Origin of the sequence: Maribacter sp. HTCC2170 (genome assembly GCF_000153165.2) — a bacterium.
GTDB lineage: Bacteria > Bacteroidota > Bacteroidia > Flavobacteriales > Flavobacteriaceae > Maribacter_A.
Genome location: NC_014472.1, coordinates 3218199 through 3232866 on the forward strand (window position 1 = coordinate 3218199; position 14668 = coordinate 3232866).

11 protein-coding genes and 1 other RNA gene are annotated in these 14668 nt (G+C 36.6%); 4 read left to right on the top strand and 8 right to left on the bottom strand.

The annotated features are described in order from the left end of the window. Window positions 1-5 precede the first annotated feature (5 nt). Window positions 6-1550, bottom strand: coding sequence for a hypothetical protein (locus FB2170_RS14080; RefSeq protein ID WP_013307249.1), 1545 nt, complete (start codon window positions 1548-1550; stop codon window positions 6-8). A gap of 147 nt (window positions 1551-1697) precedes the next feature. On the opposite strand from FB2170_RS14080, the gene FB2170_RS14085 reads away from it, so the two are divergent. Beyond that, a complete protein-coding gene (locus FB2170_RS14085) occupies window positions 1698-2870 on the top strand; it encodes a 2-isopropylmalate synthase (protein WP_013307250.1) in 1173 nt (390 codons plus the stop codon). After that, window positions 2871-3989, top strand: coding sequence for a 3-isopropylmalate dehydrogenase (gene leuB, locus FB2170_RS14090; protein ID WP_013307251.1), 1119 nt, complete (start codon window positions 2871-2873; stop codon window positions 3987-3989). An 8-nt stretch (window positions 3990-3997) separates the two neighbouring features. Here the strand turns inward: leuB and FB2170_RS14095 are convergent, their stop codons facing one another. Continuing rightward, window positions 3998-5221: a TlpA family protein disulfide reductase gene (locus FB2170_RS14095; protein ID WP_013307252.1), complete on the bottom strand. Its 1224-nt coding sequence runs from the start codon at window positions 5219-5221 to the stop codon at window positions 3998-4000. Between the two features lie 130 nt (window positions 5222-5351). On the opposite strand from FB2170_RS14095, the gene pheT reads away from it, so the two are divergent. Next, the gene (gene pheT / locus FB2170_RS14100; RefSeq protein ID WP_013307253.1) at window positions 5352-7778 is read left to right on the top strand and encodes a phenylalanine--tRNA ligase subunit beta; all 2427 of its coding nucleotides are present in this window, start codon (window positions 5352-5354) and stop codon (window positions 7776-7778) included. Here pheT and FB2170_RS14105 read toward each other — a convergent pair. The 3 genes from FB2170_RS14105 to FB2170_RS14115 form a co-directional block, all read right to left on the bottom strand. After that, entirely contained in the window at window positions 7770-8348 is a 579-nt protein-coding gene (locus FB2170_RS14105) for a fasciclin domain-containing protein (protein ID WP_013307254.1), read from the bottom strand. The genes pheT and FB2170_RS14105 overlap by 9 nt on opposite strands. 162 nt (window positions 8349-8510) lie before the next feature. After that, window positions 8511-9641, bottom strand: a complete 1131-nt coding sequence (locus FB2170_RS14110) for a hypothetical protein (protein ID WP_013307255.1) — start codon at window positions 9639-9641, stop codon at window positions 8511-8513. 24 nt (window positions 9642-9665) lie between these two features. Beyond that, entirely contained in the window at window positions 9666-11294 is a 1629-nt protein-coding gene (locus tag FB2170_RS14115; protein WP_013307256.1) for an ABC-F family ATP-binding cassette domain-containing protein, read from the bottom strand. A 176-nt stretch (window positions 11295-11470) separates the two neighbouring features. Between FB2170_RS14115 and FB2170_RS14120 the strand changes: the two genes are divergently transcribed. Continuing rightward, window positions 11471-12856, top strand: coding sequence for a TlpA family protein disulfide reductase (locus FB2170_RS14120; RefSeq protein WP_013307257.1), 1386 nt, complete (start codon window positions 11471-11473; stop codon window positions 12854-12856). Between the two features lie 53 nt (window positions 12857-12909). Here FB2170_RS14120 and fsa read toward each other — a convergent pair whose 3' ends face one another. The 3 genes from fsa to ffs all read right to left on the bottom strand — a co-directional run bounded on the left by fsa (window position 12910) and on the right by ffs (window position 14657). After that, a complete protein-coding gene (gene fsa / locus FB2170_RS14125) occupies window positions 12910-13563 on the bottom strand; it encodes a fructose-6-phosphate aldolase (RefSeq protein ID WP_013307258.1) in 654 nt (217 codons plus the stop codon). A gap of 63 nt (window positions 13564-13626) precedes the next feature. Beyond that, window positions 13627-14436 (bottom strand): SDR family oxidoreductase, encoded by an 810-nt coding sequence (locus tag FB2170_RS14130; RefSeq protein WP_013307259.1) that lies wholly within the window; start codon window positions 14434-14436, stop codon window positions 13627-13629. Window positions 14437-14558: 122 nt separating this feature from the next. Beyond that, window positions 14559-14657: signal recognition particle sRNA small type (gene ffs, locus FB2170_RS17255), an RNA gene on the bottom strand. Window positions 14658-14668 lie beyond the last annotated feature (11 nt).

Here is a 14668-nt window from a genome sequence, read left to right on the forward strand (position 1 = left end):
AAGTTTTAGCGTGTGAGTTTTTTGGATTTCTCCCTTATTATCTGGGCTACCGGTTTACCTTCTAAATGACTTTCTAACCAAGAAAGAATATCCAAATAAAGGAACGCTCGCTTTTCATAAGGATGGTTCTCATACTTTTTAAGTTCATTGTAGAGCTTTTTAAATTCATTACGAAGTTCATTTGGGTAAATATTACCAAGGTTTCGCAAGAACTTGATCATTTCTTTTTGTACGGCATGTAAGTCGTTCATTTTCATTAAAAACTTGTACGTACTTTTTAATTGAAGTTCTAAATGATAATCCATCCCCGCTTCATAATGGGCTACCAAACTCAAAACCCTGGCAAAGCACATGAGGTCTTCCCTCATTTTTAAATTCTTATTCTCAATGATTTTCTTTAAGTAAAGTATACAGTTTTTGTTGTCACCATTCCCAAAATAGAGACTGGCTATCTTATAATATAGAACCATAATATGATGAGCATCTAAACGGTCTTTGTGTTTAACGATTCCGTATTCAATGATCTTCACCAAGTATAACCCTTTGTCAAAAGTGCCCTCAAGAAAATGTTGGTTTAATTTATTGGCATTTATATACAAGAAAGCTAATGAGCTAATATTATCATTTTTTGGAAAACTTTTGGCCTCCACCATAGCTTCCAGTCGCTGAAGTGTATCTTTAAATTGAGTGCTGTATTTAACATAAAATAAAGATTCTAGCAAATAATGATTTCCCTTAAGAAAAAAAACAGGGTTCAACTTTATCATTTGCTCATTCTTATAAAATAGATCTACCCATTTTTTGGCATATTTATAACAAGAAAGAAAATCTTGAATTAAAAAACTATACCATAAATGTGCTTTGTAAAGCCATAATTTCTCTCTAAAGCCAAGGTCTTCCATTCGGTATTTTGGAAGTTGTTTATTAAAATAAGTTTCAACATTTTTATAGTCCTCATCGTTTCGAACATACCCCACTTTTAACATAAGACCATATAACTGCAACGACAAATTAGAAAGCTTACTGGTCATAACATTTTGCTCGGATAATTTCTTGGCTTGAATAGCCAATTCATCGGCCCTATCTGGAATACTCCGAGTTATGTATTGTGTTTCAATAATTTTCTCTAACTCAACTATTTCATAGGCGACGTTCTTTTCTTCATTGTCAATTGCCGTATACTTGGCCTTGTCCAATATCTTCAAACTCTGCTTATAAAGCCCTTTTTGATATAGAATCGTAGCAAAATCCAGCTGTTCTCTTAACTGAACCCTGATATTTTGATTAACAGGATTTAATCTAAGACTTACCAAAATCTGTTTGTAGAGATGGGCTTTAAGATTCGATAATTGTGATTTTTTTACAATACCACTTTCCATGATGACTTTCTCATCATATCTTTTTATCTTATCCAGAAGATTAAATAAGGCCAAGAATTTTGCGTCAGTATTCACTCCCAACCGGCCAACATAAAGTTTAAATTGCCGTTTTTCAGATTTTGAAAGTGATTTCACCAGAACAAACAATGCATCTTTATGCGCATTTGTCATCGTAATAAATATAGTTTAAGTCGTTGTTTTCTAATACTTTGTATTGACCAAAAAGTAACTTAACGTTGTAAATGTAATCTCAAAATTTAGGTCAATTCCCCTATTGGTCATATATTCGTAATGACTAGTTAAAACTACGTAAATATAATGAGTAAAGATATAGTACAAATATTTGACACTACACTTAGAGATGGTGAGCAGGTACCCGGATGCAAATTGGATAAAGACCAGAAATTGGTCATTGCCCAACGTCTTGATGAGCTTGGTGTGGATATTATTGAAGCGGGCTTTCCAATTTCGAGTCCCGGTGATTTCAAAGCGGTCAGCGAAATTGCCAAAATTGTAAAAAACGCAACAGTATGTGGTTTGACTAGAGCGGTAAAAAAAGATATTGAGGTAGCAGCTGAAGCTCTAAAACCTGCCAAAACCCCAAGGATTCACACGGGAATTGGAACCTCAGATTCTCACATAAAACATAAATTCAATTCAGATAGAGATGCCATTATTGAACGAGCTGTTAGTGCCGTTAGTTATGCAAAGACATTTGTGGAGGATGTAGAATTTTATGCAGAGGATGCCGGTAGAACTGAAAATGAGTTTTTGGCGAGAGTCTGTGAAGCGGTCATTAAAGCTGGGGCTACGGTCTTAAATATTCCCGATACGACAGGATATTGTTTACCCGAAGAATATGGCGCCAAAATGAAATATCTGAAAGAAAATGTCACAGGCATTCATAAGGCCGTGCTTTCCTGTCATTGCCATAATGATCTTGGCTTGGCAACTGCCAATTCCATAGCCGGGGTTGTCAACGGTGCTAGACAAATTGAATGCACAATTAATGGTTTAGGTGAGCGAGCGGGCAACACTTCTTTGGAAGAAGTGGTAATGATTTTAAGACAGCATCCGTACTTAGAATTAGACACAAACATCAATAGCAAATTACTTTATGATACTAGCCAAATGGTCTCTGAAAAAATGGGGATGATGGTACAGCCAAATAAAGCAATTGTTGGGGCCAATGCTTTTGCGCATAGCTCTGGAATACATCAAGATGGGGTTATTAAAAACAGGGAAACCTATGAGATAATAGATCCAGCCGATGTTGGGGTCAATGAATCCTCAATCGTGCTTACTGCAAGAAGCGGTAGAGCAGCTCTTGCCTATCGAGCAAAAAAAGTTGGTTATGAGCTTACAAAGGTGCAATTGGATACCGTTTATCAGGAATTTCTTAAATACGCTGATAGAAAAAAGGAAGTAATGGATGATGATATTCATGAAATTATTGATGTCAGCAAAATCAACATCGAAAGCATATCATAAATGCAGTTAAATATTGCTCTTTTAGGGGGAGATGGTATAGGGCCAGAAGTAATGGCCCAGGCCGTAAAATGTCTACAAGCTGTTGAAGAAAATTTTGGCCATGATTTCACATTTACCGAAGGACTGATTGGTGCCGCTGCTATGGACAAGGTTGGGGACCCTATTCCCAAGGAAACACTAAAATTGTGCAAAGAGTCAGATGCCGTCCTTTTTGGTGCCATTGGTACTCCTGAGTACGATAATAATCCAAATGCCAAGGTACGCCCAGAAGACGGACTTTTATATTTAAGAAAAGAGCTTGACCTTTTTACCAATATTAGACCCATAAAGGTCTTCCCGGCATTGATAAACAATTCGCCTTTAAAAAAAGAGGTTATCGCCGGAACAGATCTTGTTATCTATCGCGAACTCACAAGCGGTATTTATTTTGGCGAAAAAAGCTTAAGTCCTGATGGCTCCGAAGCCATGGATGTTTGTAAGTATACTGAGGAAGAAATAAGCAGGGTTGCCCATATGGCTTTTAAAGCAGCCAAAAAAAGAAAAAGAAAACTAACCTTGGTAGACAAGGCCCACGTACTTGAGACTTCAAGACTTTGGAGAAAAGTAGTCGGTAATATTGCTGAGAGTTACCCTGAAGTTGAGCTTACTTGTATGTATATTGATAATGCGTCTATGTTAATGTCACTCAACCCGAGTCAATTTGACGTAATTCTTGCCAGCAATATGTTCGGTGACATTCTTTCTGCCCAATGTAATGTACTCATTGGGTCTTCGGGACTTCTCCCGTCAGCATCAATAGGCACCGAAAATGCCATGTTCGAACCCATACATGGATCCTATCCTCAGGCCAAAGACAAAGACATTGCTAACCCGGTTGCTGCAATATTGAGCGCCGCCCTACTCCTCAATCACTTTGGACTAACAGATGAGTTCAACTCTGTAGTTGCGGCAGTGCATAAATCTTTCAGAAAAAAAATTGTAACGATAGATGTCATGGGAGGCACGAAATATGGTACTGAAAGCGTTGGGGACTTTATTGCAGCGAACATTGTCGATGTTGACAATAATCTAAACATCAATGATGAAAATATTGATTTGGGAAAATCAACTATTATTTAATAACAGAGCTATTCTTCGGACATTTCCCGCACCAAATCATCAAACTCTTTACTAAATGTTTCATATTTCTCGCCAGTTGCAGGACCATTAAATCCTGTATGAATTTTTCTGACATCGCCTTTTTTATCAATAAAAATGGTCGTAGGATATGAAAGCACGTGGTTGAGCATGGGCAATTTTTCTTGTGCCTTACTTTTATTCGATGTGCCATATTGTGCCAATAGAATTGGATACTTAACTCCAATAGCCGCTTTTAACCTATTAATACTTTTGAAGGCTTTTTCTTTGGTTTTCGCATATTCAAAAGCCAAGGCAACCACTTCAACATTTGTACTATTGGACTTCTCTAAATAATTCACTAAAAATTTGGTTTCATCTAAGCAATTGGGACACCAAGTACCCATAACCTGCACAATTACCACCTTATTCTTAAATCGATTGTCATTCAAAGAAACTACAGAACCCGAAGAATCGGAAAAGGAAAATGTAAATTTATCGAATCCTGGCTTTAAAAAAGTTAAGGAATCAGAACTTGGGAGCTCAAAGCCCTCATTACGTTTTGCAACAAACGGTTCTTGAAAATGATTCCCTGAATAAAATGTTCCAACCAGACTGCTATCAGTCACTTTCGCTTTGAATAAAAATGCGTGGGCACCATCAAAAGCCGAGATTCTCATGGTATCCCCATCAATAACCCCGTCTAAGTACCGATAATCACCTGTATTGGTTCTAAAGGTCCCTGTGACTTTACTTCCTGTTTGCATGAAAATTCCCTTTGCAGCATAGCTATCTTCGGTGTTGGCACTGAACTCCGTTTCCCAAATTCCTGAAATATTAGCTTTCGGTTCTTGCTTCGTTGTAAATCGTTCTTTTTCTCCATAAGTGGCCTTGAAAGGCACAACGCGATCCAAACTTTCCTTTATAAAGTCACCTGTAATTGTGGTTTCTGTGAATTTTCCAGCGATATAGCCTTCAAAAACCGGGGTTCTGATTACTATTGAGTCATTATTTATTGTTATTTCCTCAACCTTAATAACCTCTTCCGCATTAAAAACCTCGGCAAACATATGCCCCTCATCACTCTTCTTTAATTCAAAATTAAAAGGAAGAACCTCATTGTCTTGAACAGCGAGTTCAGCTAACCAAATACCTTCTTTAAGCGTAACATCCTTAGGTTTCCCGCAAGAAAAGAACAGGAATAATATCGCTCCTAATAATCCATATTTCAACATAAATCACTTTTTTAATCTACTATCGAAGTAACGCATAAAAACTTACATGAAAAAATTAAAACAATTCAATTAGAACAGTATTGAATGTCTTACTTCATTGTTTTATCTTTACCAGCTTTAAATACTGTCGATGAACATTTCTTACAACTGGTTAAAACAATTCCTGAATACTGATTGGGACTCAAAACGCACATCTGAACTTTTAACCGATTTAGGTTTGGAAGTAGAAGGTGTAACAACCTATGAATCTGTAAAAGGAGGGCTTAAAGGTATTGTTGTGGGTCATGTGCTAACCTGTGATAAGCACCCAAATGCTGATCGTTTAAAGTTAACCACGGTAGATATAGGGCTAGAAAATCCTGTTCAAATTGTGTGTGGCGCACCCAATGTCGACAAAGGACAAAAAGTGCCTGTGGCTACAATAGGAACTACGCTTTATTCCAAAGAGGGTGAATCCTGGACTATTAAGAAAGGTAAAATTCGTGGGGAAGAAAGTCATGGGATGATTTGTGCTGAAGATGAGTTGGGGCTTGGTGAAGGTCATGATGGTATAATGATCCTCAGCGAAATACTTGAACCTGGGACACCTTGTGCTGAAGTTTTTGAGTTGGAAAATGATGAAGTTTTTGAAATTGGGTTAACTCCCAATAGGGCTGATGCCATGAGCCATTACGGAGTGGCCAGAGATTTAAAAGCAGGTCTTAAGCAAAAAGAGATTGAAATTGAGCTTATAACTCCATCCACAAGTCATTTTCATATTACCGATAGATCTTTAAAGCTTGATGTCTCTGTAGAAAATAACGATTTGGCACCAAGGTATTGTGGTGTGACCATCAGCAATTTAATTGTTCAACAGTCACCAAATTGGTTGAGAGATAGGTTAAAAGCAATAGGTCTAACCCCTATAAACAATATCGTTGATGCCACAAATTACGTTTTGCATGAAATGGGTCAGCCATTACACGCTTTTGATGCTGATAGAATATTAGGTAAAAAGGTTATTGTAAAGACACTTCCCAAGGGAACAAAATTCATGACCTTGGACGGGGTTGAAAGAGAACTTCATGACGAAGACCTTATGATATGTGACTCAGAAAAACCTATGTGCATCGCTGGAGTTTTTGGTGGCATTAATACAGGTGTTACAGAGAATACAAGATCCATTTTCTTGGAAAGCGCGTATTTTGATCCTATTTCTATTCGGAAAACTGCAAAGCGACATGGACTGAATACTGATGCATCCTTTAGATTTGAAAGAGGTATTGACATAGAGAACGTAGAGTACAGTCTAAAAAGGGCCGCACTACTCATCAAGGAGATTGCAGGTGGAGATATAACTTCTGACATTGTGGATCTTTACCCTAAAAAGAAAAGTGACTATGAGGTTTTCTTAACTTTTGATAAGATATTTAAACTTATAGGTCAGGAAATTCCTCGTGATACCATTAAATCCATTCTGGCATCTCTAGAAATCAAAGTTAAGAATGTGACAGAAACAGGCATGGGTCTTGTTATTCCTTCATACCGAGTTGATGTTCAACGTGAGGTTGATGTTATTGAGGAGATTTTAAGGGTATATGGCTATAATAATATTGCGTTTAAGGATAAATTAAATGCCTCCATCTCCCCTATTTCAAAATACGAAGACTATAAACTGCAAGATAGAACAGGTGATTTCTTGGCCGCCCGTGGTTTTTATGAGATAATGACCAATAGTCTCACTTCACCAAGTTATGTAGAGTTGATTAATGATTTGAAAGTTGAGCAGTCCGTTGTAATGCTTAATCCTTTAAGCACCGATTTATCAGCAATGAGACAAAGTATGCTTTTGAATGGATTGGAAACCATTTCCTATAACATCAATCGTAAAAACCAAAACTTAAGGTTCTTTGAATTTGGTAAAACATACCACCAATTTGAGGATAAAAGAGTGGAAAACAAACATCTAAGCCTCTTGGTAACCGGTAACCGTAACAATACAGGATGGGCCTCCCCTTCCAAACAAACAGATTTCTTCTTTTTTAAATCGGTTGTCGAAAGCATCCTGAGGAGATTGGGAATTTCGAATTTCAGCTCAAAACCAATTGAAGCAACCTTGTTTTCTGAGGGATTAACATTGGTTTCCAAGAAAAAGAAAATCGTTGATTTTGGGGTTATCCATAAATCGCTTTCCAAAAAATTCGACATAAAGCAAGAAGTGCTTTTTGCTGATTTTAATTGGGATAATATAATAGAGCTGGTTCCTAAATCAGAAATTATATTTAAATCTATTCCTAAATACCCAGAGGTAAAACGGGATTTCGCACTTCTTTTGGACAATGCCATCAGTTTTAAAGAAATACACGATGCTGCCTTTCAAACAGAACGCAATCTTCTCAAAAAAGTGAATCTGTTTGACGTCTATACTGGAAATAAATTGCCTAAGGGCAAAAAATCGTATGCTGTTAGTTTTACATTGCAGGACAACAATAGTACCCTAACTGATAAGCAGATAGACAAAATAATGTCTAAACTTCAAAATAAATACGAAAAAGATCTCGGAGCTCAATTAAGGTAAGAAACTTATTTTCTTTGGAAATATGACGCTATCAATTTCATGGATAACCCCGTTACATTGGTTTGAATCAGCAGCAGTTATTCTTGCAGAATTACCAAAACTATCTGTCAGTATAATATCCGTTCCGCTCATTGTGGCGGTTAGATTTTCTCCTTGAACTGTAGTAAAAACCGCTTTGCCCTCTCCACTGCACATAGCTTGAAGAATCTTGGAAGCACTAAACTCTCCAGCAATGATATGGTATCTCAAAAGTGCTTGCAGATCTTTTTTGTTTTCAGGATCAAATAAATCTGATGTTTTAAAGGACAAAGACTTATCAAAAGCCATGTTTGATGGAGCAAAAACAGTGTAAGGTCCGTCATAACTTAATACTTCGGCCAAATCTGCAGCTTTCATTATCGCCAATAAAGTAGTGTGATTCTCTGAGTTTCTGGTAGTTGTAGTTATAGATTTTTCTACTTTTTCTAAAGGCAACAAATCATTCTCAAAGGTTGAAAAATTATTTTGGGCCGTAGTGAAAAAAGTGAAAAAAAGGGTGAGCAAGGTCACCTGGGGGACATAGCATTTCATTTAGGTTCTCTTAAGGGCTTGATAATATCGAATCGACAAACTGTATCGAATCATCGACAATATACAATATTAACCTATTCAAAACCCTAATAGTTAATATGGTAGTTTTATTTTAACATAATATTAACAATTGAGAAAATCTAAGGCTGTAATCTACCTGAATTAATCCTGATAAAAGATTTGAATAGGAACCGCGTCTAAATCAAGATTGTCCAAAAACTCTGGAACAGGATCTAGTTGTATCCTCAATAATCCCCCTTTGTTTTCATCATCTATCTTTTGGTATCCGACAAGCATAATGCTATTGGTGTTGTCATAACTCACCATAGATGTATCGCCAATCTTGAATTCAAATTCCAACTGGGATTCGGTAAGAAAGTTTTCATAATAGTACAAAACAGATAGGTTATTGGCAAAATCATAAATTGCTGGAATATTATCATATGTCCCACCATCTGTTGGTCTTTTATAGAAAAGTCTACCTTGGCTATCAAAATCATTTAATTTTGACTGGTAAAACATAGGTTCTTTACCTTCTTCGTAGCCAATATATTGAACATTCATGGTTGAACTATTCAATACCGTATGTAGCTCTAGATAGGAGATAATTAGATTTGAATTTGTATCGGCAAATATCTGTTCAACGTCATAACCTAGGTCAATTTCATGGATTAAGGAATCGGTGTCACCATCTATCACTGCAAGTGCATTCTCATCGGTAATATCTAAATCAAAAGTCAGTACAAATAATCGATTATTTGTAAATACCATTTGTAATGGTTTTTTATCCAATTCGACATCCACACTATTATCCTCGGGCGCTGATAAATCTATTACCCGCACATAGTACCTGTCGATTTTTGAAGTTTCTTCCAACAGATATGAAACATATAACTTATCACCCTCCACGGCCAAGGATGTGGCTGTTAAGTCGCAGTCCATCAAATCGTCAAACAGATCAATACTACTTGAAATATCATCCTCGAAATCATGTATCATTACCTGACCACTGCAATTTGTAAGCTTGGTATAATAGGCGAAAATCGATTCTTTCGTGAAATATATAGTTGGCAGAGGAACATTTTGAAATGAACTTTCTGCATGGCTTAAATCCACTTGTTGCTCGTTTGTTTGAAGTAATTGGGCAGAAAGAATACCGTTGCTTTTTTGAAGAAGAACATAATCGGCGTCAAAAAAAACTTCCTTATTTTCAGTAATCTCGGAATCACTGGATTTACTACAACCAATGACCACCAATGCCAAAAAGGCATAAACGATGCTGTAGGTTTTCATGATGTAAAAATTTGGGCGATAAAACTATGCCATTACCTCGTACATCTTATTACGTTGTTCCTTTATAGTCTTATCAGACATATATTCATCAAACGTTAAATATCTGTCAATGTTGCCTTTAGGAGTCAATTCTATGATACGATCGGCCACAGTTTCGGCAAATTCATGATCATGCGTTGTAAACAATATTGTCCCCTTGAAATTCTTAAGTGAATTATTGAATGCAGTGATACTTTCCAGATCCAAATGGTTTGTTGGTTCATCCAACATCAAAACATTGGCCCTTAGCATCATCATTCTGCTCAACATGCAGCGGACTTTTTCACCTCCAGAAAGCACGGTGCATTTCTTTAGGGCTTCCTCACCACTAAAAAGCATTTTTCCCAAAAACCCTCGAACATAAACCTCTTCGCGTTCTTCCTCGGTCTTCGCCCATTGACGTAACCAATCCACAAGGTTTATATTAGCCTTGAAAAAACTGTCATTATCTGCAGGTAAGTAAGATTGGTTTGTGGTAATTCCCCACTGAAACTTTCCATCATCCGGTTGCTTGTTCCCGTTCAAAATCTCATAAAAAGCACTCGTAGCTCTAGAATCTTTCGAAAGAATAGCAACCTTATCCCCTTTTGCCAAATTAATATTTACATTTTTGAACAAAAGATCACCATCTTCAGATGAGGCTGCAAGGCTTTCAATATTTAAGATTTGATCACCAGCTTCACGCTCGCGCTCAAATATCAAAGCAGGATATCTCCTACTTGACGGCTTAATATCTTCAACCTTTAACTTTGAAAGCATTTTTTTTCGGGAAGTTGCTTGTTTACTTTTCGCAACGTTTGCACTAAAACGCATAATGAACTCTTGTAACTCCTTAGCTTTTTCCTCGGCCTTTTTATTTTGTTGAGCCCGTTGACGCGCTGCTAATTGGCTACTTTCATACCAAAATGTATAATTTCCTGAAAACAAATTCATTTTCCCAAAATCAATATCAGCAATATGTGTACAAACTGAATCTAGAAAGTGCCTATCATGGGAAACAACTATAACAGTGTTCTCATAGTTTGCCAAAAAACTCTCTAACCAACTTATAGTCTCATAATCCAAATCATTGGTAGGTTCATCCATAATCAAAACATCAGGATTACCGAATAAGGCCTGAGCTAATAAAACCCTAACCTTTAGCTTAGAATCCACGTCAGCCATCTGGGTAAAATGCAGTTCTTCATGAATGCCCAAATTAGATAATAATGCTGCAGCAGCACTATCAGCATTCCAACCATTCATTTCTTCAAATTGTACCTGAAGCTCACCAATTTTATCAGCGTTTTCATCGGAATAATCCGCATATAACGCATCGATTTCATTCTTTATGGAATAAAGTGGTTTGTTGCCCATTACAACTGTCTCCAACGCAGTACTTTCATCGTAAGCATTATGATTCTGCTCTAAGATGGACATACGCTTTGTAGGTTCTAAATGTACATGACCAGAGGTAGGATCAATCTGGCCAGCCAAAATCTTTAAAAAGGTACTCTTACCAGCGCCATTCGCACCTATAACTCCATAGCAGTTTCCTTGCGTAAATGAAACATTCACCTCATCGAACAAAACTCGTTTTCCAAATTGTACTGATAAATTAGAAACTGATAACATCTTTACCTTTTTTTAAATCCGTGCAAAAATAGTCAAATTAATGCCCTTAAACCAAGAAACATTCCTTCTAAATTAGGTGAATATCTTAACGTCAATGATTATTTTTTAACTCGCAGTTAACAGGATAGTGCATATGGGTTGCTTAATTTTGTTAGGTACATAGTAGATATGTTTATATGCATAAAAAATTACTCTATCTATTTCTTTTCATTTTGGCCGGTTGCAATGAGAGCAAAAAAAGTTCTTCAAGCGTTTTTTTCAGTGGTGAGATTGTAAACCCTTCCAGCAAACATGTAGTTCTTTTTAAAGGTGATGTTGTCATTGACTCTTCAGCACTTGACGAAAACAATATGTTTTCCTTTAAGTTTGATTCAATTGAAGATGGCCTGTATCATTTTAACCATGATCCAGAATACCAATATGTGTTTTTGGAAAAAGGAGATAGTCTTCTCATTAGATTAAATACAGTCGATTTTGATGAATCTCTTGTATATTCAGGCACAGGAGAGGAAATCAACAATTTTATGATGGAAATCTTTTTAGCAAACGAAGGGGAAAAAACCCTGATTGATGACTATTATAGCCTAAATTCAAAAGATTTTTCGAGAAGGATTGATTCGTTACAGCGTATGAAGATTGATTTGTTGAATGAATTGAAGTTGGAATCTCAACTATCTGAGAAACAATTACAAATCGCCGAGGCGAACATCATTTATAATTATGCAATTTTCAAGGAACGATATCCCTTTAGACACAAAAAAGTTTCTAAAAAAAAGGAAGTGCCTAAACTATCCAAAGGATTTTATGCGTATCGTAACGAACTCACCTATAACAATAAAGACCTTACTTATCTAAGACCCTATTATGAGTATATGGTCAATCATTTTGGAAATTTATCCTATATGTCATGTTCTCACGGTTGTGATATTAAAGATAAGATGGCTAAAAACCACCTGCACTTTAACAAACATAAATTAAAGTTAATTGATAGTCTTGTTGAAGAAAAGGAGTTAAAGGATAATCTTTTTAGAAACGTTGCCATTGATTACTTGTTGAAGGTACATGATAGCGAAGCGAATAATAAAATTTTTATTGAGGTGTTTCATGCTTTATCAGGAAACAACAGACATATTGATGAGATTGATGGTCTTTATGAGGGGATTAAAAGTATTCAACCCAACAAGAGAATTCCGAATATAGAAGTATCAAATTTCGATGGGGAAAAAGTATCCTTACAACGTATCGCAAAAGACAATAAGACCGTTTTCTACTTTTGGTCCGGCGCAAATAAGAAACACTTAGAAGACATGTCAAATAGAGTAATTGAGCTAAGACAAAAAAGGCCTGATTACAATTTTGTTGGTATAAACGTTCGGACAAAAAGTGATGAATGGAAGAGTTTGGCCCAAGTCCATGGTTTTGAGGACTCCAATCAATATAGGGCAGAAGATTTTGAAGAATTGACTCGTGCCTTAATCATTTACCCAATGAATAAATGCATTATTACCGAAAACGAAATGATAGTGAATGCTTTTGGCGATATGTATAGGTCTTTTAAATAAAAAACCCGAAAACAAATGCCTTCGGGTTTCTATTATTTTTACAAAAAATCTAACTAGTTTCCTTTTTTATAATCTGCCAAAAACTTTTCCAGCCCGCTATCCGTAAGTGGGTGTTTTAACAAACCTTCAATTGAAGAAAGTGGCCCTGTCATAACATCTGAACCTATTTTAGCACAGTCGATTACGTGCATAGTATGCCTAACAGAAGCTGCCAATATTTGCGTATCAAAGGCATAGTTATCATATATATGGCGAATTTCAGCAATCAGATTAAGACCATCAGTCGAAATATCATCCAATCTTCCAATAAATGGGGAAACATAAGTGGCACCTGCTTTTGCAGCTAATAAAGCTTGCCCTGCAGAAAACACCAAAGTACAATTGGTTCTAATACCTTTATCCGAAAAATATTTTAAAGCCTTCACGCCGTCTTTTATCATAGGAACCTTTACAACTATCTGCTCATGAAGATCCGCCAATTCCTCTCCCTCTTTAACCATTGCTTTAAACTCGGTAGCAATTACTTCGGCAGAAACATCACCATCCACAATATTGCATATATCAACATAGTGCTTTAGTATATTGTTTCTACCTGTTATACCTTCTTTTGCCATTAAAGAAGGGTTAGTGGTAACACCATCTAAAACACCAAGCTCTTGAGCTTCTCGAATTTGATCTAAATTGGCTGTATCAATAAAAAATTTCATGAATTTGAATATTATTTGGTTACTATTTTTTTCGTTCCTTACCTATTTTGAAACCGGGTAAAATTACAATTTATAATGGTTTAACAATAGCTTCTCATATACTTTGTCGGGCAATATTTTCTTAAGGGTCAATGAGAACTTTTGCATAAATGAACCAACCTTGTAATGAACCTTAGGTTTTTTAGTGTTCATTATCCTATATACCATCCGCGCAACTTGAATTGGGTCACTACCACTAGACACATCCTCATCTATCAACTTTAAAGTATTACCATAAGGTACCTTATACGGGGAATCCTCTATCACAGGCGCATGATACCTGCCAGAGGCGATATTAGTTGCGAAATCTCCAGGTGCCAAATTAGTAAGATGGACCCCAAAATTTTTCGTTTCCATTCGAATAGCTTCAGTTGTAATTTCCAAAGACCCCTTAGTTGCCGAATAAATACCCCTATATGGTAAACCCATATACCCAGCAATAGATGTTATATTAATAATCAAACCACTACCCTGCGCTCTCATTTGTGGCAGTACGGCTTTTATCATATGTAATGGGCCATGAAAATTGGTCTCGAAGGTTTTCAAAATCTCGTCATGAGGTATTTCTTCGATTGGGCCTGTAATTCCAACACCTGCATTGTTTATCAAAACATCAAGCCTACCTTCCTTCTCAAGTAGAATCTTTACTGCTGTCTTAATAGTATGGGTTTCCCTTACGTTTAATTCCAGAAGCTCAAAATCAGAAAAATCCGGGTATTTGTTCAAATCTCTGGTCGTACCGTAGACCTTGTGTCCTTTTGATTTCAAAAAATTTCCGATGGATCTTCCAATACCAGAGGAACCACCCGTAATAAGAACTATTTTTTGCTCCATAATTGATGCAAATTAACAAATTATTATGGCCAGTGAGATGCACCACTCTAAATAATTTATCTGAAAAAATTAGCGGGTAAGACAGGCTTGTTCACAAAATGTACTAAACTATGGGGTACAAAAAACGGCAAGCTACCTACATCGCACCGCTACGACCGTATACCCTTGCTGCGTTCCCACCCTGGGGGATTCTACAGGAGCTGGTCGTGTAGGACTTGCCGAGTGCAAATAT